The 18,591-nt window shown below is 62.5% G+C and carries 13 protein-coding genes; 6 read left to right on the top strand and 7 right to left on the bottom strand.

Going from position 1 to position 18,591, the window contains the following annotated elements; genetic code table 11:
- Position 1: 1 nt before the first annotated feature.
- Positions 2–1,174 carry a glycosyltransferase gene (locus tag ACZ5YV_RS11850; protein ID WP_464787792.1) on the top strand — a complete coding sequence of 391 codons (1,173 nt, stop codon included), beginning with the start codon at positions 2–4 and terminating at the stop codon, positions 1,172–1,174.
- A 330-nt stretch (positions 1,175–1,504) separates the two neighbouring features.
- Here the strand turns inward: ACZ5YV_RS11850 and ACZ5YV_RS11845 are convergent, their stop codons facing one another.
- Entirely contained in the window at positions 1,505–2,485 is a 981-nt protein-coding gene (locus ACZ5YV_RS11845) for a polysaccharide deacetylase family protein (RefSeq protein ID WP_464787791.1), read from the bottom strand.
- A 100-nt stretch (positions 2,486–2,585) separates the two neighbouring features.
- Between ACZ5YV_RS11845 and cofE the strand changes: the two genes are divergently transcribed.
- From cofE to cofC, 3 genes are read left to right on the top strand one after another with little or no spacing between them, the layout of a single operon-like run.
- On the top strand, positions 2,586–3,341 hold the full coding sequence (cofE, locus tag ACZ5YV_RS11840; RefSeq protein ID WP_464787790.1) for a coenzyme F420-0:L-glutamate ligase: 756 nt from the start codon (positions 2,586–2,588) through the stop codon (positions 3,339–3,341).
- The gene (gene cofD, locus ACZ5YV_RS11835; RefSeq protein ID WP_464787789.1) at positions 3,338–4,270 is read left to right on the top strand and encodes a 2-phospho-L-lactate transferase; all 933 of its coding nucleotides are present in this window, start codon (positions 3,338–3,340) and stop codon (positions 4,268–4,270) included. Before cofE ends, cofD begins: the two co-directional genes overlap by 4 nt.
- Positions 4,271–4,273: 3 nt before the next feature.
- Positions 4,274–4,858, top strand: coding sequence for a 2-phospho-L-lactate guanylyltransferase (gene cofC, locus ACZ5YV_RS11830; protein ID WP_464787788.1), 585 nt, complete (start codon positions 4,274–4,276; stop codon positions 4,856–4,858).
- A 6-nt stretch (positions 4,859–4,864) separates the two neighbouring features.
- Here cofC and ACZ5YV_RS11825 read toward each other — a convergent pair whose 3' ends face one another.
- Complete coding sequence (locus tag ACZ5YV_RS11825; protein WP_464787787.1) at positions 4,865–7,126, bottom strand: NADP-dependent malic enzyme; 2,262 nt, start codon at positions 7,124–7,126, stop codon at positions 4,865–4,867.
- 127 nt (positions 7,127–7,253) lie between these two features.
- Here ACZ5YV_RS11825 and mutS point away from each other — a divergent pair, with 127 nt between their 5' ends.
- Positions 7,254–9,899 (top strand): DNA mismatch repair protein MutS, encoded by a 2,646-nt coding sequence (gene mutS / locus ACZ5YV_RS11820; protein ID WP_464787786.1) that lies wholly within the window; start codon positions 7,254–7,256, stop codon positions 9,897–9,899.
- 15 nt (positions 9,900–9,914) lie between these two features.
- Entirely contained in the window at positions 9,915–12,677 is a 2,763-nt protein-coding gene (locus ACZ5YV_RS11815; RefSeq protein WP_464787785.1) for a [protein-PII] uridylyltransferase, read from the top strand.
- 2 nt (positions 12,678–12,679) lie between these two features.
- On the opposite strand, the gene ACZ5YV_RS11810 is transcribed toward ACZ5YV_RS11815, so the two are convergent.
- From ACZ5YV_RS11810 to ACZ5YV_RS11790, 5 genes are all read right to left on the bottom strand, one after another.
- Positions 12,680–13,180 (bottom strand): L,D-transpeptidase family protein, encoded by a 501-nt coding sequence (locus tag ACZ5YV_RS11810; protein ID WP_464787784.1) that lies wholly within the window; start codon positions 13,178–13,180, stop codon positions 12,680–12,682.
- Entirely contained in the window at positions 13,177–14,235 is a 1,059-nt protein-coding gene (gene ribA / locus ACZ5YV_RS11805) for a GTP cyclohydrolase II (protein WP_464787783.1), read from the bottom strand. The genes ACZ5YV_RS11810 and ribA overlap by 4 nt, the downstream gene beginning before the upstream one ends.
- Positions 14,236–14,248: 13 nt before the next feature.
- The gene (locus ACZ5YV_RS11800; protein WP_464787782.1) at positions 14,249–15,046 is read right to left on the bottom strand and encodes an exodeoxyribonuclease III; all 798 of its coding nucleotides are present in this window, start codon (positions 15,044–15,046) and stop codon (positions 14,249–14,251) included.
- Between the two features lie 268 nt (positions 15,047–15,314).
- The gene (locus ACZ5YV_RS11795; protein WP_464787781.1) at positions 15,315–15,953 is read right to left on the bottom strand and encodes a LolA family protein; all 639 of its coding nucleotides are present in this window, start codon (positions 15,951–15,953) and stop codon (positions 15,315–15,317) included.
- 266 nt (positions 15,954–16,219) lie between these two features.
- Positions 16,220–18,547 carry an FtsK/SpoIIIE family DNA translocase gene (locus ACZ5YV_RS11790; protein WP_464787780.1) on the bottom strand — a complete coding sequence of 776 codons (2,328 nt, stop codon included), beginning with the start codon at positions 18,545–18,547 and terminating at the stop codon, positions 16,220–16,222.
- Positions 18,548–18,591 lie beyond the last annotated feature (44 nt).

The following is an 18,591-nucleotide window of genomic DNA, read 5'->3' as shown; positions in this document are numbered from 1 at the left end:
CATGCGTATTGTCGATGTCTGCGCCTTTTACGCGCCGCAGGGTGGCGGGGTCAAAACCTATGTCGAGCGCAAGCTGCGCGCGGGGGCTGCTGCGGGGCATGAGATCATTATATTGGCTCCCGGTCCAAGCAATGAGAGCGTAGCGGTCGGCGGAGGACATATCGTGACGCTGGCGGCTCGCCGGTTTCCGCTGGATCGGCGCTATCATTATTTCGACAACGAGGCCGCGTTACACGCCATGCTCACGCATCTTGCGCCGGGTCTTGTCGAAGTCTCCTCGCCCTGGTCGAGCGCGGCCATGGTCGGACGGTGGCAAAGCAGCGCGCCGCGCATCCTCATCATGCATGCTGACCCCTTGTCAGCTTACGCCTATCGCTGGTTCGGACCCGTGGCGCAGCAGAAGACTATCGATCGCGGCTTCGACTGGTATTGGCGCCACTTGCGTCGGCTCGATCAGGCATATGACATGATCATCAGCGCAAGCGAGGGCCTGTCCGCCCGACTGCGAGACGGTGGGCTGTCGCGGGTTCAAACCATTGCTATGGGCGTTGAACCAGGCTTGTTTGCTCCGTCACTGCGGAATGAAAGGTTGCGCGCCCGTCTCCTTGCCCGCTGCGAACTGGACGCTGACGCCACGTTGCTGATCGGCGTCGGCAGGCACGCCCCTGAAAAGCGATGGCCGCAAGTCATCGAGGCCGTGACATCGGCGGGATACCGGCAATCCATTGGGCTGGTGATCGTGGGCGATGGGCGCGGACAGCGTAACGTCCGCGCGGCTGCGGCCAACAATCCTCACATCTGTCTGATCGCGCCCATGGGCAACCGGTCTTCGCTGGCCGAAATGCTGGCGAGCGCCGATGCGCTGGTCCATGGGTGCGAGGCGGAGACATTCTGCATGGTCGCCGCCGAAGCGCGCGCCAGCGGGCTTCCGATCATCGTGCCAGACCGCGGCGGAGCGGCAGATCAGGCCGTGCCTGGAGCGGGCTTGTCCTATCGCGCGGGGCAGTCAGCCGACCTGGCGCAGGTGATCTTGAAATTTCTCGATGACAACCCGGCGGCCTATCGACAGCGCGCCATGCAGAACGCGGCGGGCATCACCACGATGGATGACCATTTCGATCGACTTTTCAGCGCCTATGCCCAGTTGGATGGGATAAAGCGTCATGCGGCTTGAACCTCCTCTCGAGCAGCCGACAACGGCACTGCCCTCCGGCCCGGTCATTGCAAAGCCACTTGCGAAGGCACGGACCAGCAAAGGTCCGCGCAAGGTCATCACGTCCGAAAGCCATGGATTTCAACGACAGTTCAGTTGCCGCTGCTGGCCAATGTTCGTCCGCATCATCTGGTGGGCACTGCGAAACTGAACACGCCGATTGCATATAACGATATGCGCCGCTTTTCTGGATCGCGATCAGCCTATAGCCCCTGTCGGCCGTTTCATGGCCCTTACGGCAGACTTTGCGTCCGCCACATTATCCATAAATTTGATTAATCGCGGCCGGGATCAGGCCGGGATGAAGCGGCGTTCATAGCGCCAGCTGGCCCATAGCTGCTGAACCATCCGGCTCGTGGTGCGAAGACGGTCGGGCGGGACGCGGCTATGCGAGGAGTTCGCTTCTGTCGCCACGCTGGGCAGCAGGTCATGGAAGCCGCAAATACGAAGGCCCGTCAGCTTCGCGGCCTCCTGGCAGAGAGCGGTGAACCGGCGCATCACGGCATGATTGGGACGTTGGCGGTCGCGGGTCAGCATTTCGAAACTGTGCGTGACGACGACGAACGCGGCATGCCGCTCGCGCGCCGCGTGGCGCAGCCCGGTGCGCATCTCTTTCGCCGACATCGCGCAGATTTGCGCAGGGCGAAAGCTGCCGGGTCGGTCGGTGATGCCCGAAACGGGAAGCTCACAGACATCGAAGCTGCTCGTGGGAGCGACCTGATCGCGCGCACCGCTGATGCGGCAGCTATAGCGATGGTAGGCGGGGTTTACGCTGCTGTCCCACGTCATGCCGACATGAGCGAGGGCGCGCAGTGTATCGTCATTGGCGCCGAAATTGCCTGCTCGAAAGGCCATGGGCGCAGGCGCACCCGCCTTCTCCAGCCATTGCCTGCCCAAACGCAGCAGGGTGATCTGATCATCCATCGAAAAGTCACCGATATTGCGGCCCAGCCTCCCTTGGACAGGGGAGTGGCGCGCCCAGCGAAGCCATTCGCTGTGAACGTGCAGTTGCACCTCGTGCCCCCGGTCCACGATCGAGCTGACGATGGGCTTCAAAAACTCGGTTCCATAAACCAGCGCGGGCATCGGATCGACGAAGAACACCCCTTTGAGGCCATGTCTTTCCAGCTCCGCCATCTGCCAGCCGATGCCATAGGCTTGCCCCTGAGACTCTGCCCAGATGGACAGGCGGATATTATCCTCCAGGTTCATTCCCCGCTCGTGAAGCAGTGACGATAATTCTGTGTCCACGGTGATCAGTAGGGCAGTCATGCCAAGGCCCTATCTCATCCATGTTAAGGAGCAGTAACGCCGCCCTGATTATGACGACAGAGCGGCTACCCACTGGACCAGTCGCGCGCTACATCGCCTTATGATTTCAATTCACCCGCTGACCGGCATGGCTGAAATTTGTGCCGGTGACGATTTGGCCGTCCTGCTGCAAGACACTCTGAAAGTGGCAGGGCTATTGCCGTTGCTGGACGGCGACGTACTGGTCGTCACGCAGAAGATATTGTCCAAGGCGGAAGGTCGCATGGTCGATCTTGCCCAGGTCGAGCCGACGCCGGAGGCTCTGGAACTGGCGACAATCACCAAAAAGGACCCGCGCCTTGTCGAACTTGTGCTGCGGGAAAGCGTCGCCGTCGTCCGTGCCGTGCCCCATATATTGATCACTCGTCACAGGCTGGGCCATGTCATGGCCAATAGCGGCATAGACCGGTCAAATATCGGCCCGGGCGGCCCGGAACGGGCGTTGCTGTTGCCCCTCGATCCTGATCGCTCAGCTGCCGCGATCAGCCATGCCCTTACCGACGGCGGGATCGCGCCTGGGGTGGTGATATCCGACAGCTTTGGGCGGCCATGGCGCTACGGGGTGGTCGGCGTTGCCATAGGCGCGGCACGCTTGCCTGCGCTGATCGATCGAAGGGGAGACAGGGACAGGGATGGCCGCCGCCTGGAAGTGACGCAGATCGCCTTGGCGGACCAGATTGCGACCGCCGCCGCATTGGTCACGGGAGAAGGGGCTGAAAGCATTCCAGCCGTGCTTATGCGGGGATTGCGCTTGCCCATGGGTGATGCGCCTGCGACTACGCTTGTCCGGCCGCTGGAGGAGGATCTGTTTCGATGAGCCGTATCGTGACGCTGACTGGCGGCGTGGGCGGTGCCAAGCTGGTGCTAGGGCTCATGCGCATTTGCCCGCCGGAACAGATTACAGCCGTTGTGAACACGGGCGACGACTTCCGGCACTTCGGGCTCGCCATCTCTCCTGACATCGACACCCTTCTCTACACCCTGTCCGGTAAGGCCAATGCGGCCCAGGGCTGGGGCCGGGAAGGCGAGAGCTGGAGCTTCATGGACGCCCTCAAATCCTTGGGCGGCGAAGATTGGTTCCTGCTGGGCGATGGCGATCTGGCTCTGCATGTGCTGCGATCTCATCTGCTGGCGCGCGGAGAGACGCTGAGCGCGATTACGGCCCGCTTCGCTGCTGCATGGGGGCTGGACCTTACCATCCTGCCGATGAGCGATGACCCGGTTGCGACGCATCTCAACACCAGCGAAGGCGACATGCCGTTCCAGCGCTATTTCGTCGAACGCCGCTGCGCGCCAGAAGTGCGGGCCATTCGTTTCGAAGGGGCAGAGCGCGCTAAACCGGCGGCAGGCGTGATCGAGGCGATCACCGCCCCTGACACACAGGCCATTGTGATAGCACCGTCCAATCCCTGGCTGAGCATCGATCCGATCCTGGCAGTGCCTGGCATCCGGGAAGCATTGGTCTCCGCTCGCGCGCCGGTTGTTGCGGTGTCGCCGATCGTCGGGGGCCAGGCGGTCAAGGGACCCACCGCCAAGCTGATGCAGGAGCTGGGCCTGACCGTGACCAATAAAAGCATCGCCGCGCATTATGCGGATGTGATCGACGGGCTGCTGGTCGATGAACGCGACGACGCCTCTGACATTTCGATCCCGCATGACGTTTGCGACACGCTGATGAAGACGCTGGAGGACCGGGAAAGGGTTGCACGTGCCGCTCTGACGCTGGCGGACCGGATCGCCAGCTGAGCTGTGCGCTGCTGGATCGTCATCCCGGTCAAGGCGCCGCAATTGTGCAAGACACGGCTATCCCCTGTGCTTGGCGAGAATGAGAGGCGAAGGCTGGTGGCGACGATGCTGCGCCGAACCGTTTCTGCTGCTCAAGCGGTTACAGGGCGGGAGCAGGTTTTATTGCTGGGGCCGTCGCGCCATGGTCTGGCAGAGGATATTCCACTGCTCAACGATCCGGGGCAAGGCCTGAACGTAGCCCTGACTAGCGCACGGGACGCAGCGATCGGGGAAGGGGTCGATCGGCTGTTGATATTGTCGGCTGATCTTCCTTTGATCGAGCCTGACGATGTGACGGCACTGCTGAACCTGCCGAGGGATGGCATCGCAGTCGCGCCCGATCATGCGGGCACGGGCACCAACGCTCTGTCACTCCCCCTCCCGGGCGCGGCCGAGTTCCGCTTCCATTATGGAGAGGGCAGTTTTGCCGCGCATGAGGCCGAAACAGGCCGGCTCGGCCTGCCTTTTCGCAGCGTGCAACGGCCCGGACTGGAACTCGATATCGATCGCCCGGAAGAACTCGCGCTCTGGCGGCGGGGCAAGCCCTGACCGCCCTTAGAGAGCCACCCCTGCCGAAGCCAGTACCGCCAGCGTCAGCAGTTCGGACGCGTTGGATGCCATGGTCGCGATCTGCACGGACTTCTCCATGCCCACGAGCATCGGGCCGATCATCGTCGTGCCGCCCAGTTCGCGCAACAATTTCGCCGAGATGTTGGCTGACTGCAAGCCGGGCATGACGAGTATGTTGGCCGGGCCGGACAGGCGACTGAAGGGATAATTTTTCATGACGGCGGGATTAAGCGCCGCATCCGCGGTCATTTCGCCTTCATATTCGAAATCAACGTCCCGGCCATCGAGAACCTTCAGCGCATCGCGGACATTTTCCAGATGGCCGCCCGGCGGGTTGCCGAAGTTGGAATAGGACAGGAAGGCGACGCGCGGGTCATGACCCATGCGCCGTGCGACCGCCACGGTGCCCTCGGCGATGTCGGCCAGTTCGTTGGCCGATGGCCGCTCATTGACCGTGGTGTCGGCCAGGAACACCGTCTTGTCCTTAGACACCATGATATGGATGCCGAAGGCTGTGCGCCCCACCACCGGGTCCATGACGCGCTTCACCTCGCGCAGGGTCTGGGCGAAGGGCCGCGTCACGCCTGTGATCATCGCATCGGCATGGCCCATGCTGACGAGCAGTGTACCGAAGATGTTCCGATCGCGGTTGACCATGCGTTCGCAGTCGCGCCGCAGATGACCGCGCCGCTGCAACCGGCTGTAGAGCGTATCCACCATCTCGGGCACCAGAGGCGAATTGACGCTGTTGTGCAGTTCAAAACTTTCAGGATCGCGGACGCCCAGCGCCTTCAGCTTGTCATAGACCTCGTTCCGGCCGACGAGGACGGGGATGCCATAGCCAAGGTCACGGAACTGGATGGCGGCGCGCAGCACCACTTCCTCTTCCGCTTCGGCGAACACAACGCGCTTGGGATTGGCCTTGGCGACCTCATAGGCCATGGTGAGGACCGAAGTCGTCGGGTTCAACCGGCCTTTGAGCGACTGGCGATAGGCCGCCATGTCGGCAATCGGTTTTTGCGCGACTCCGCTTTCCATAGCCGCCTGCGCGACCGCTACCGGAACAACCTCCATCAGACGCGGGTCAAAGGGCGCCGGGATGATATAATCGGGGCCGAAGCTGTGTGAACGGCCGTAAGCCTTGGCAACTTCCTCCGGCACCTGTTCGCGCGCCAGTTCGGCGATCGCATGTGCCGCCGCCACCTTCATCGGTTCGTTGATGCCCGTTGCGCGCACGTCCAGGGCGCCCCGGAAAATGAACGGGAAGCCAAGCACATTGTTGACCTGGTTCGGATAATCCGACCGGCCGGTGGCGACAATTGCGTCCGGGCGAACTTCCAGAACTTCGGGAGGCGCGATTTCCGGGTCGGGATTGGCCATGGCGAAGATGATCGGCTTTTCCGCCATCGCCTTCACCATGTCCTGCGATACCGCTCCGGCAACCGACAAGCCGAGGAACACGTCAGCGCCCTTGATCGCTTCGCCTAGCGTGCGGGCGTTGGTCTTCACCGCATGCGCCGACTTCCACTGGTTCATGCCCTCGGTGCGGCCCTGATAGATGACGCCCTTGCTGTCGCACATGATGACATTTTCGTGCGAGACGCCGATCGCCTTGATCAGTTCGGTGCAGGAAATGGAGGCCGCGCCTGCGCCATTCACCACGACCTTCATGTCCTTAAGGTCGCGCCCGGTCAGCATCGCCGCATTGATGACGCCAGCGGCGGCGATGATGGCCGTACCATGCTGGTCATCGTGAAAGACCGGGATGTTCATCCGCTCTTTCAGCGTCTGTTCGATGATGAAGCATTCCGGCGCCTTGATATCTTCAAGGTTGATGCCGCCAAAGCTCGGCTCCATCAGCTCCACCGCATCAATGAACTTGTCGACGTCCTCGGTCTTGAGCTCGATATCGATCGAGTCCACGTCGGCGAAGCGCTTGAAGAGCACGGCCTTGCCTTCCATCACCGGCTTGGACGCGAGCGCGCCCAGATTGCCAAGGCCAAGGATCGCCGTACCGTTGGAAATGACCGCGACCAGATTGCCCTTGGCCGTATAGTCATAGGCGGTCTGCGGATCGGCGGCGATGGCGCGCACCGGGACGGCGACGCCGGGAGAATAGGCAAGGCTGAGGTCGCGCTGCGTCGCCATTGGCTTGGACGCGATGATTTCGATCTTGCCCGGCCTGCCAGTCGAATGGAAGAACAGCGCCTCGCGCTCGGAAAATTCCACACTCGACTTATCAGCCATGACGCATCCGCCCCTCTTTACCTAGTGAACAGGCCCTAGCGGCAAGCCCGACCTGTCGGCAAGCGCGACCGGCACGTTTTTTCACGCCCTTTCCTGAACTGCCGCTTGCGGCTATCGCCTGACGGTCATGCACAGCCCCAAGGAAAACGCCGCAACCCAGCCGACGCCGATGATGGCGCAATATCTGGCGTTGAAGGCTGAGGCGCAGGATTGCCTGCTATTCTACCGCATGGGCGACTTCTTCGAACTGTTCTTCGACGACGCAAAGGCCGCGGCAGCGACGCTGGACATCGCGCTCACCAGCCGGGGCGAACATGGCGGCGCGCCAATCCCCATGTGCGGCGTGCCCGTGCACAGCGCCGAAAATTATCTGGCCAGGCTGATCAAGGCCGGACACCGGGTCGCCATCGCCGAACAGACCGAAACGCCCGCAGAGGCCAAGGCGCGCGGCAGCAAGGCGCTCGTGGCCCGCGCCATCGTGCGCTACGTCACGGCGGGCACGCTGACCGAGGAGACGCTGCTCGATTCCAGGCGCGACAACATGCTGGTGGCGCTGGCCCAGACGGGCGGCGATGGCGCAGCTGAGATCGGGATAGCTGCGGCCGACATTTCCACCGGACGGTTCGAAACGCTGACGCTGCGGACCAGCGACCTGCCCGCCGAACTGGCGCGGCTGCGGCCGAGCGAGATCGTCGTGCCCGATGGCCTCGCCCTCGATCTGCCCGAGGCGCATCCGTTCGATCGTGCGGCATTTTCCAGCAACCGGGCGGAGTCAGCGCTCAAGCGGCTGTTCGGCGTAGCTACCCTCGACGGGTTCGGCCAATTCAGCCGGGCGGAGCTGGCCGCGATGGGCGGACTGGTCTCCTATCTCGATCATGCCGGTAAGGGCACCCTGCCCTTTCTGGCGCCCCCCGTCCGCAAGGCGAGTGGCGCCCATGTGGCGATCGACGCGGCTACCCGGGAGAGCCTGGAGATCAGCGCCACGATGAGCGGCGCGCGCGCGGGGAGCCTGTTGGGGGCGGTGGATCGGACGGTCACTGGCGCGGGCGCCCGACTGCTGGCGCAGGACCTGTCGGCGCCGTTGATGGATCAAGGGCTGATCGAGGCGCGGCTGGGTCTGGTGCAACTCCTCCATGACGACCCGCTGTTGCGCGACCAGTTGCGTGCTGCGTTAAGGGCATTGCCCGACGTCGGGCGAGCGCTTGGGCGTATCGCCGTGGGCCGGGGCAGTCCGCGCGATCTGGGACAGCTGCGCGACGGGCTTAATGAAGCACGCATGCTGCGCGAAAGGCTGGGACGGTTGCCGGATCAACCGCCGCTGCTCCAGCAACTGCTGCCAGCCCTCGATGGCCACGGAGCGTTGGTGGACAGCCTTTCGCGGGCGCTGGTCCCCAGTCCGCCGACCGAGACGGCCAATGGCGGATATATTGCCGACGGTTACGATCCGGCTCTGGACGAGCTGCGGCGGATGGCAGGCGACGGACGGCGGGCGATCGCTGCTCTGGAGGCAAGCTATCGCGAGCGCACCGGCATCGCATCGCTGAAGATCCGGCACAATGGCGTGCTTGGCTATCATGTCGAAGTGCCCGCACGCGCCGCCGATCCGTTGATGCAGCCGGACAGCGGCTTCACGCACCGCCAAACGCTGGCGGGCGTGGTGCGATTCAATTCGGTCGATCTACATGAACAGGCCGGACGGGTCGCGCAGGCGGGTGCCCATGCGCTGGTGGCCGAGGCCGCGCATCTGGAGGATCTTGTCGAAGCCGCCTTGGCTCGCAAGGCAGAGATCGCGCTGGCCGCTGATGCGCTGGCCCGGCTGGATGTTGCAGCAGCGCTGGCGGAACGCGCGGCCGAAGGGGGCTGGCAGCGCCCGCATTTCCTACCTCAGGAGGGCGGCGAACCATGCCTTGAGATTATGGGCGGCCGACATCCTGTTGTCGAGGACGCGCTGCGGAAAGAAGGACAGCCTTTCGTCGCCAACGATTGCTGTCTGGGTGCCGAGGACCGGCTCTGGCTGGTCACCGGCCCAAATATGGGCGGCAAATCCACCTTCCTGCGGCAGAATGCGCTGATCGTGATTCTTGCGCAGGCGGGCAGCTATGTCCCTGCTCAATCGGCGACGCTGACATTGGTCGATCGGTTGTTCAGTCGCGTGGGGGCATCGGACAATCTCGCACGCGGGCGATCGACCTTCATGGTCGAAATGGTGGAAACCGCCGCAATCCTTTCGCAAGCAACCGAACGCAGTTTCGTCATCCTGGATGAAGTCGGGCGCGGCACATCCACCTATGACGGGCTGGCCCTCGCCTGGGCAGTCGTCGAAGCGGTGCATGAGGTCAACCGCTGCCGGTGCCTGTTCGCGACGCACTATCATGAACTGACACGGTTGGCGGAGACTCTCTCGTCGCTATCGCTACATCATGTGCGTGCCCGCGAGTGGAAAGGCGATCTTATCCTGCTTCATGAGGTGGCGGAGGGGCCAGCAGACCGCAGCTATGGCCTCGCCGTCGCGCGGCTTGCCGGGCTGCCGCCCGCCGTTCTGAAGCGTGCCAAGGATGTGCTGACCCGACTGGAGGCTGGCCGGGCAAAGACTGGCGGCATCGCAGCGGGCCTGGATGACCTTCCCCTCTTTGCCGCCGCCGCAGCGCAGGAGGAGGAAGCGGTCGATGCCCTGCGCGCCGCGCTCGACATCATCGATGCCGATGCTCTTTCTCCCCGTGAGGCGCTGGAGCAGCTTTATCGCTTGAAACAACTGGCCGCCGCCAGCAGCTGACACTAGATTGAGCCTATGGTCATGCAGTTCCCCTCCCTTGGCTCTCGCCGTTCCATCATCGACCGGCGCGAGATTTCCGACAGCATCAACGCGCTGGCACAGGAGCATAGGGGCGACCCAGCGAAACTGCGGGGGTTGGTGGTTCGCGAACTGAAGACTGCGCTGGATGCCGGACGCGTCGATGTCGCGAAGCGGTTGGAGGCAAAGCCCACGCGCGGACGCGAGGCCGTTACCGCCTTTGCGTTCCTGATCGACCAGATTCTGCGCCTGCTCTACGATGCGACGACGCATCATCTTTATCCTGCCAGCAATCGCAGCACGGGCGAGCGCATCACCCTGATGGCCGTCGGCGGCTATGGCCGTGGCGAGATGGCGCCGCATAGCGACGTCGATATCGCTTTCATCACGCCATGGAAGCCCACCGGGTGGACCGAGCAGGTCATCGAATCCATGCTCTATTCGCTCTGGGACTTGGGCCTAAAGGTCGGGCATTCGAGCCGGTCGATCGATGAAACCATGCGCATGGCCAAAGCGGATTTGACCGTGCGCACGGCACTGCTCGAAGCGCGTTATGTCTGGGGCGACCGAGCGCTGTACGAGGACACCGCCAAGCGGTTCGATGCTGAGGTGATGCAGGGGACGGCGCGCGCTTTCGTCACCGAAAAGCTGGAGGAGCGGGACGATCGGCACAAGCGCATGGGCGATAGCCGGTATGTCGTTGAACCCAATGTCAAGGAAGGCAAAGGAGGGCTGCGCGACCTCCACACGCTGTTCTGGATCGGCAAATATGTGAATCGGGTGAAGTCCGTCGCCGAACTGGTCGATGTGGGCTTGCTGACTGATCTGGAACTGCGGCAATTCCAGAAGGCAGAGGATTTTCTTTGGGCCGTCCGATGCCATCTGCACATGATCACAGGGCGGGCGGAAGATCGCCTGACGTTCGATCTGCAGCTGGAGACTGCCACGCGGATGCACTTTACGGGGCGGCAGGGCCGCTCCGGCGTGGAGCGCTTCATGCGCTATTATTTCCTGAACGCAAAAATCGTGGGCGACCTGACCGCCGTGTTCCTTGCGCATCTGGACGACCAGATGGCGGCGAAAGGGCGCCGCTATATTCCATCCATATTCCGTCGTCCCAAGAAACTGGACGGGTTCGTGCTGGACCGCGGTCGGCTCGCGCTGCCAAGCGACGACTTTTTCCAACAGGACCCGGTGCGGTTACTCGAAATATTCGCGGTGGCCGATCGCCATGAATTGGGCATCCATCCAAGCGCCATGCGCGCCGCCAGCCGGGACGCGGGTCTGATCACGGCAAAAATCCGCCGCGACGCTCGCGCCAACGCCGCATTCATGGATGTGCTGACATCGCCCCGTGATCCGGAAACGGTGCTGCGCTGGATGAATGAATCGACGGTGTTCGGCCGGTTCATTCCCGATTTCCGCCGCGTCGTGGCGCAGATGCAGTTCGATATGTATCACCATTATACGGTGGACGAGCATACCATCCGCGCAGTCGGGCTTCTGGCCCGCGTGGAGAAGGGCGATCTGGTGGAAGACCATCCGCTGTCCACCGAGATCATGGGCAAATTGCTGTCGCGCCGTGTGCTCTATGTCGCGGCTCTGCTGCACGACATCGCGAAGGGCCGTGGCGGCGACCATAGCGTGCTTGGCGCCGAGGTAGCCGACCATCTCTGCCCGCGCCTTGGCCTGACGCCGGCCGAAACGGAAACCGTCGCCTGGCTGGTGCGCCATCACCTGCTGATGTCGGCCACGGCGTTCAAGCGTGATCTGGCCGACTACAAGACGATCCTCGATTTCGTCGAGGTGGTGCAGAGTCCCGAGCGCCTTCGCCTGCTGCTTTGCCTTACCGTCGTGGACATCCGCGCCGTGGGTCCCGGCGTGTGGAACAGCTGGAAGCGACAACTGCTGGGCGACCTTTATGAGGCTGCCGAGGAAGTGCTGCGGCTTGGCCACAAGCAAAAGGGTCGCGGTGAGCGCGTCACCGCCAAACAGGAATCCCTGCGCCAGGGGCTTGGCATGTCGAAGGCCGACTTCCAGAAGCTCAGCAAGCGCCTGCCCGAATCCTACTGGATCGCCGAGCCTGAGGACATCCTGATCCATAATGCGCAGCATATCCTGGCGTCGGGCGATTCGCCCTTATCGATTGCCGCGCAATATTATCCGCAGCGCGGCGCCACGCTGGTCACCGTCTATGCTGCTGACCATCCGGGCCTGTTCTACCGGATCGCCGGAGCGATCCATCTGGCGGGCGGCAATATCATCGACGCGCGCATCCATACCACGCGCGACGGCGTCGCCATCGACAACTTCCTTGTGCAGGACCCGTTGGGCGGCGCGTTCCACAGCCCGGAACAGCTGACCCGTATCCGCAATGCGATCGAGGATTCGCTGGCGAATCGCCATCGCATGATCACGAAGCTGGAAGCGCGCCCCCTGCCCCGCACCCGCGCCGAAGCGTTCCGGATCGAACCCAATGTGCTGATCGACAACAAGGCTTCCAATCGGTTCACGGTGATCGAGGTCAATGCACGCGATCGCCCGGCCCTGCTCTTTAGCCTTGCCAACGCATTGTTCCAGTCGAAGGTCACTGTGCATAGCGCCCATGTCGCCACCTATGGCGAACGCGCGGTCGATACATTTTATGTGACCGACCTTTTGGGCGGCAAGATTGAGAGCAAGGCACGTATCCAGACATTGGAGCGGCGGTTGCTCGAATCGGCTGGCGGTGAGGTTGGCGAGGCTCTGGAGCAGGCCTGAACCTAAACTATCTCCACAACGTCGCCGGGAGCCAGCAGCGGCAGCAGTTTCAACATGTCGCCACGGTCGATAGCAATACAGCCCGCCGTAGGACGACCTTCGGACAGGTGAAGAAAGATCGCACTGCCCTGCCCCGGCACCGGCGGCGCATCATTATGTCCCAGCACGACGATCACATCATAGGCATCATCGCCGCGCAGGAGCGATTCCGCCGAAAAGCGGCATGGAAGATGCACCGGCCGGTTGTAGGCGGGGTCGGCAGGATCGTCGGACCAGCCATCACCCTCTCTCACCCAGCGCCATGGGAGCCGGATCGCGCTAGGTTCCGCTTTTCCGGGCCGCAGCAGAACGCCCCGCAGCGGCCAGGCGCCTAGCGGCGTGCAGCCGTCCCCCTCCCGCTTATCGGTCGCCGCGCACACGCCGCCACGGCCGAGCGTGCATGGGATGTCCAGTGTGCCGAACCGCAACCGCCCGGCGGCGCTGTCCACACGGATGAGGGTCACAGTTGATGCCCGGTACGATCGCGTTTGGTCGCCAGATACTGCTCATTGTGCGGGTTGGCGGGCAAAATGATGGGCAGGCGTTCTGCCACCTTGATACCCGCGCCTTCCAGCCCCTCCACCTTCTTGGGATTGTTGGTGAGCAGACGCACCTCTTCAATGCCCAGCAGCTTCAGCATACGCGCCGCGACCGAAAAATCACGCGCGTCGATGGCGAAACCCAAGCGGACATTGGCATCGACGGTATCGAAACCCTGATCCTGCAAGGCATAGGCCCGCAATTTGTTGATAAGCCCAATACCCCGGCCTTCCTGCCGAAGATAAAGCAACACGCCCCAGCGGGAATCGGCGATCCGATGCAGCGCCTCATGCAATTGAGGCCCGCAATCGCATTTAAGGCTGCCCAGCACATCCCCGGTCAGGCATTCGCTGTGCAACCTGATGACCGGCGGCGAGGAGTCCCGCGTCCCGACGATCAGGGCGACATGCTCTCGTGGCTCGTCCGGACTGCGAAAGGCAATGATCTCGGCGGTCTCGCAGGCTGACACCGGCAGCCGCGCGCGCGTCGCTATGGCAAGATGAGCGGCGTCATCATAAGCGTCGATGTCATCGGCACTGACTTCGGCCTCCGTCTCTCCTTCCAGTCCCAAAAAGAAGGCAGGCAGGATACCCGCCAGCCGGGCGAGCTTGAGCGTCGCCTTAGCCGCCAGCGGCGCGGCAAGGCGTTTGGCCGCAAACGGTCCCTTCAAAGGTGATGAGAGGTCGAGTACCGGGTCAGCGATCGCGGTAGCAACATCGCCATCGATCCACGGCGCGCGGGCGATCAGCACGGGCATGTCGGGATCAGCCGCTGCCAGTTGGTTGGCGAGCTTCAATGTCTCACCCCGGGCAGCGGCGATCAGTATGTCGGCTTTACCCGCAGGATCGAAAGTCTTCAGCGTCACCGCATCCGCGCCCTCGACCGCCATGACGCGTATGGCGCCGTCGGTCGCACGAACGGTAACCGCCCAACCACGGCGCAGAGCGTCAATCGCGCGCGCGGCGGCGCGCCCGTTCATGGCAGACAGTCCATCAGAAGGCGAACTCCGTGATGATCGGGACATGATCCGATGGCTTGGTCCAGCTGCGCGCCGGTTCGACAACACGATGCCCGATCGCCTTTGCCGCTACATCCTGCGTCATCCACATATGATCCAGCCGCCGCCCACGATCCGATTCCGCCCAATCCCGCGCGCGATAGCTCCACCAGGTATAAAGCCGCTCCGGAGCCGGAAAGAATTGGCGGCCGATATCGATCCAATTGTTCGATTCCTGCAACCGGGCCAGCAGTTCGCATTCGATCGCCGTATGGCTGACGACATTGAGCAGCTGCTTATGGCTCCACACATCGCATTCCATGGGCGCAATGTTGAAATCGCCAGTGAGGATTGTCGGCTGGTCCTCAAGCTGAGACGACCATTGGATCATGCGCTCAATGAAATCGAGCTTCTGACCGAACTTCGGATTGACCGTCCGGTCGGGAATATCGCCTCCGGCAGGGACATAGACATTTTCTATCCGCACGCCATTGTCCAGGCGGACGCCGACATGACGCGCTTCGCCATTGGCCTGCCAATCGAGCCGGTCATCCTCATGAATGGGCACTTTACTCATGATCGCCACGCCATGATGCATGCGCTGGCCATTCAGCACCTGATGAACATAGCCCAGACGCCTGAACATGTCGGTGGGGAATATGTCATTCACCACCTTCGTTTCCTGAAGGCAAAGAAGATCAGGTGCTTCTTCGGTCAGGAAACGTTCGACGATGTCGATCCGGGCGCGGACGCTGTTGATGTTCCAGGATGCGATGCTCAGTGTTTTCGGCATGCTGATCCCCTAAGGGCCTGCGAACGGCTTCGCAAGCTTGGCTCTGCACCGACCTGCCACTGGCAAAGTAAGACCCCCGCTCCGGGGGCATGGAACGGGGGTCTCGATCGCGCCCTTGAAGCGCTTTGCGGCGGGAGCTGCGTTCCGAGTAACAGGGGGGAAATCCCGGACTTCGTCTCGCGCCGTGGAGTTCTTATTAGGGTCCCGGATATGAGCCGAAGATGAACAGGATTCCGCAGTCCGCCATCCATCTCATGCCAGGCCCGCTTCATCCCCCGGCTACGCGACCCTTAGGGCGCGGGTCTGTCCAACGAAAGGCGGAATTCGCAACCGGGACGCCATAACGCTGGTTCGACAAGCGCACGCTAGTGCGGTTATTCTGAGAATCGAGCGCTACCCATCCGTAAAGCTGAAGACCTGCCGGCCCGGCGGAATCCCGTTCAAAGATCATCGTGATAGTGCCGAATTCGGGCCGCTTGGGATCGCGCGCCTGAACGCTAATCACCTTCGGATCCCCGGTCTGGATCAACTTGCCAAAGCGGGACAGGTCCTTTTTTGGATCGAGCAAGGCGCCCAAAGGCGAGCTGCCGATGGGCCAGCGCTGTACCTGACGGACTTCATAGTCGATCATGGTCAGGGCCTTGCCGTCGCCCACGATCAGCAGCGGTACACCCTTTTGATACTGGAACCGCACCTTGCCGGGCTGCTTGATCGTAAGTTTGCCCGTCAGGGTTTGACCGGCCCGGTCGGTCTGCACGAAATCGGCGGTCATCGTGGTAACGCCGCGAATATAGGCATTTACCCGGTCCATGCCGCCCGGCGACTGCTCCGCGGCAACGGGCGCGGCTGGAACGAACAACGGTGCGGCGGCCAGGACCAGGGCGAGTGGCGCAAACAAGCGCTTCATGCATTCTTCTCCGCTTTGTTGAGAGGTCAAGAAGTAGCGATCAGGCGTTGAACCCATCGTGAACTGATGCGTTCCTGATCTCCGAGCCCTGCATGGGCCGCTTTGCAGCCGTGGCGTAGCTCGTCCAACAAACAAAAAAAAGGCTGGTCCGAAGACCAGCCGAAAAGTTTTAGGAGAGGATGCCTGAAAGGTCCGCTCTTATTGAACGGCGCTGATCCTTTTCGCAAATGCATAGAGGTCCGGCTCGATTGCGTTTGACGCAACCGTCATAGCGGATTGCCATTTTCATCGCGCAATACCTCACGTCGGCCGACATGGTTCGGAGGGCCGACCAGCCCTTCTTCTTCCATCCGCTCAATGAGGCGCGCTGCCGAATTATAGCCGACGCGGAGCTGACGCTGCAGCCAGCTGGTCGAAGCCTTCTGATTTTCAAACACCAGCTGACATGCCTTGCGGAACAGCTGCGCGTCGGGGCTGTCATCGCCCAGATCCACGCCGTCTAGCGCGAAGCTGCCTTCTTCCGGTTCTTCGGTCACGGCCGAGATATAGTCCGGCTGCCCTTGCGCGCGCCAATGGTCGGCGACCACGCGCACCTCGTCGTCGGACACGAAGGGGCCATGGACGCGCATCAGTCCCTTGCCGCCATGCATATAGAGCATGTCGCCCTTGCCCAGCAGCTGTTCGGCGCCTTGTTCGCCAAGGATCGTTCGGCTGTCGATCTTCGAAGTGACGAAGAAGCTGATCCGGGTCGGAAGGTTCGCCTTGATGACGCCGGTTATCACATCAACGGAGGGACGCTGGGTCGCGAGGATCAGGTGGATACCCGCCGCGCGGGCCTTTTGCGCCAGGCGCTGGATCAGAAATTCGACTTCCTTGCCTGCCGTCATCATGAGGTCGGCGAGTTCGTCGACCACCACCACGATCTGGGGCAGCGGCTGGAAGTCGAGCTGTTCTTCCTCATAAATCGGCTTGCCGGTTTCCGGGTCATAGCCCGTCTGCACCCGGCGGCCGAGCGGCTTGCCCTTGGCTTTCGCTGCCCGAACCTTCTCATTATAATTGGCGAGGTTCCGGACGGAGATGGAAGCCATCATGCGATAGCGGTCCTCCATCTGCTCCACCGCCCATTTGAGGGCGCGGATCGCCTTCGCAGGCTCGGTGACGACCGGGGACAGCAGATGCGGGATGTCATCATAGGTCGACAGTTCCAGCATCTTGGGGTCGATCATGATGAGGCGCAGCTGATCGGGCGTCATGCGGTAGAGCAGCGACAGGATCATGGCGTTAAGGCCAACCGACTTACCCGAGCCGGTGGTGCCCGCGATCAGCAGATGCGGCATGGGGGCCAAATCGGCGATGATCGGTTCGCCGGAGATATTCTTGCCCAGGATGATTGGCAGCGTCGCTTCTTGGCCGAACTGTTCGGAGGTGATCAGTTCGCGGAACGACACGCCCTCGCGGTTGGCGTTGGGAAGCTCGATGCCGATGACCGTCCGACCGGGAATGGTCGCGACGCGGGCGGACAGCGCCGACATGTTACGGGCAATATCGTCAGCGAGCGCGATGACGCGGCTCGCCTTGATGCCGGGCGCGGGCTCCAGTTCGTACATCGTCACGACCGGGCCGGGGCGCACTTCGACGATGTTACCCTTCACATGGAAGTCGTCGAGCACGGATTCGAGCAGGCGGGCATTGCGTTCGAGCGCGGCCTTGTCGATCTTCTGCGCCTGGCTGGCCGGGATCGGATTGAGCAGGTCGGGCGAGGGCAGCGAGCTGTGGCCGAACAGGTCATCCTGCGACACTGGCGCCATTTGCCGCTGGGCGGGCGCGGGTTTCGGAGTCTGGATGGTGATCGGCGGCTTCGGCTCATTCGACACCGCGCGGCGGGGAGCGATGACGCGATTCCCGATATCATCCTCATCTTCGTCCGCATCGGCAGAGGCGCTCCCGCCACCCGCGAAAGCGAGAGCCGGTTTGGGAAGGCTGAGACGCGGCAGAGTGGGACGGCGTAGCGCCAGTATCGGCTTTTCCAGCGCAAGGCTGCGATACCAGGTGAAGAATCCGGCCAGCAGCATCAGCACCACGAGAATGCCGGTGATCCAGCCTTGGGCAGCTGGCGCGGCGGACGTCAGGCTGCGTACGCCGTTGGCGGTCGCGAGGCCGATGAGCCCGCCCCAGCCCGAAGGGAGATCGATGAGCGAGTCAGGTTGGAACATCGCCAGCGCGATGCCGATGAGGATAATGCCGAGAAAGCATTTGCCGAACTGCCCTTTCCAGCCGGTCATGTCCTGATCACCCCAAAGGCGGCGGGCGGTGATCGCAAGCAGCGGCAGGACGAGCGCCACAGGAACGCCGAGCAGGGTGAAGAGGAAGGCGGAGATCCAGGCGCCGGGCCAGCCCATGATGTTCTGAACCTGATTGTCGGCGACCGTCATCATGGATGGGTCGCTAAGCCGGAAGCTGAGCAGCGCGAGCGCCAGGAACAGGGTCGCCAGCATCAGCGCGATCGCGCTGATCAGCGCGCCGCTGCGGATGAGGCTGCGTTTCAGCATTTCGCGCCATTCCGGCGTGCGCTTGGCTCCGCGGCTGACAGCCATGGCTTTTGAATGTCCCCCAAATGTTCCGTTCCGGCACAATGCGC

It is taken from the genome of Sphingobium sp. TomTYG46 (assembly GCF_055396345.1).
The sequence above is the reverse complement of the archived record's forward strand: the minus strand, read 5'-3'. Positions and strand labels throughout refer to the sequence as shown.

Excerpts from the sequence above, each read along its gene's own strand:
- ACZ5YV_RS11845 (WP_464787791.1), bottom strand. The coding sequence starts at position 2,485 with ATGACTGCCCTACTGATCACCGTGGACACAGAATTATCGTCACTGCTT.
- ACZ5YV_RS11815 (WP_464787785.1), top strand. The coding sequence starts at position 9,915 with ATGGTCATGCAGTTCCCCTCCCTTGGCTCTCGCCGTTCCATCATCGAC.
- ACZ5YV_RS11790 (WP_464787780.1), bottom strand. The coding sequence starts at position 18,547 with ATGGCTGTCAGCCGCGGAGCCAAGCGCACGCCGGAATGGCGCGAAATG.
- ribA (WP_464787783.1), bottom strand. The coding sequence starts at position 14,235 with ATGAACGGGCGCGCCGCCGCGCGCGCGATTGACGCTCTGCGCCGTGGT.
- mutS (WP_464787786.1), top strand. The coding sequence starts at position 7,254 with ATGCACAGCCCCAAGGAAAACGCCGCAACCCAGCCGACGCCGATGATG.
- ACZ5YV_RS11800 (WP_464787782.1), bottom strand. The coding sequence starts at position 15,046 with ATGCCGAAAACACTGAGCATCGCATCCTGGAACATCAACAGCGTCCGC.
- ACZ5YV_RS11850 (WP_464787792.1), top strand. The coding sequence starts at position 2 with ATGCGTATTGTCGATGTCTGCGCCTTTTACGCGCCGCAGGGTGGCGGG.
- ACZ5YV_RS11795 (WP_464787781.1), bottom strand. The coding sequence starts at position 15,953 with ATGAAGCGCTTGTTTGCGCCACTCGCCCTGGTCCTGGCCGCCGCACCG.
- cofD (WP_464787789.1), top strand. The coding sequence starts at position 3,338 with ATGAGCCGTATCGTGACGCTGACTGGCGGCGTGGGCGGTGCCAAGCTG.
- cofE (WP_464787790.1), top strand. The coding sequence starts at position 2,586 with ATGATTTCAATTCACCCGCTGACCGGCATGGCTGAAATTTGTGCCGGT.
- ACZ5YV_RS11825 (WP_464787787.1), bottom strand. The coding sequence starts at position 7,126 with ATGGCTGATAAGTCGAGTGTGGAATTTTCCGAGCGCGAGGCGCTGTTC.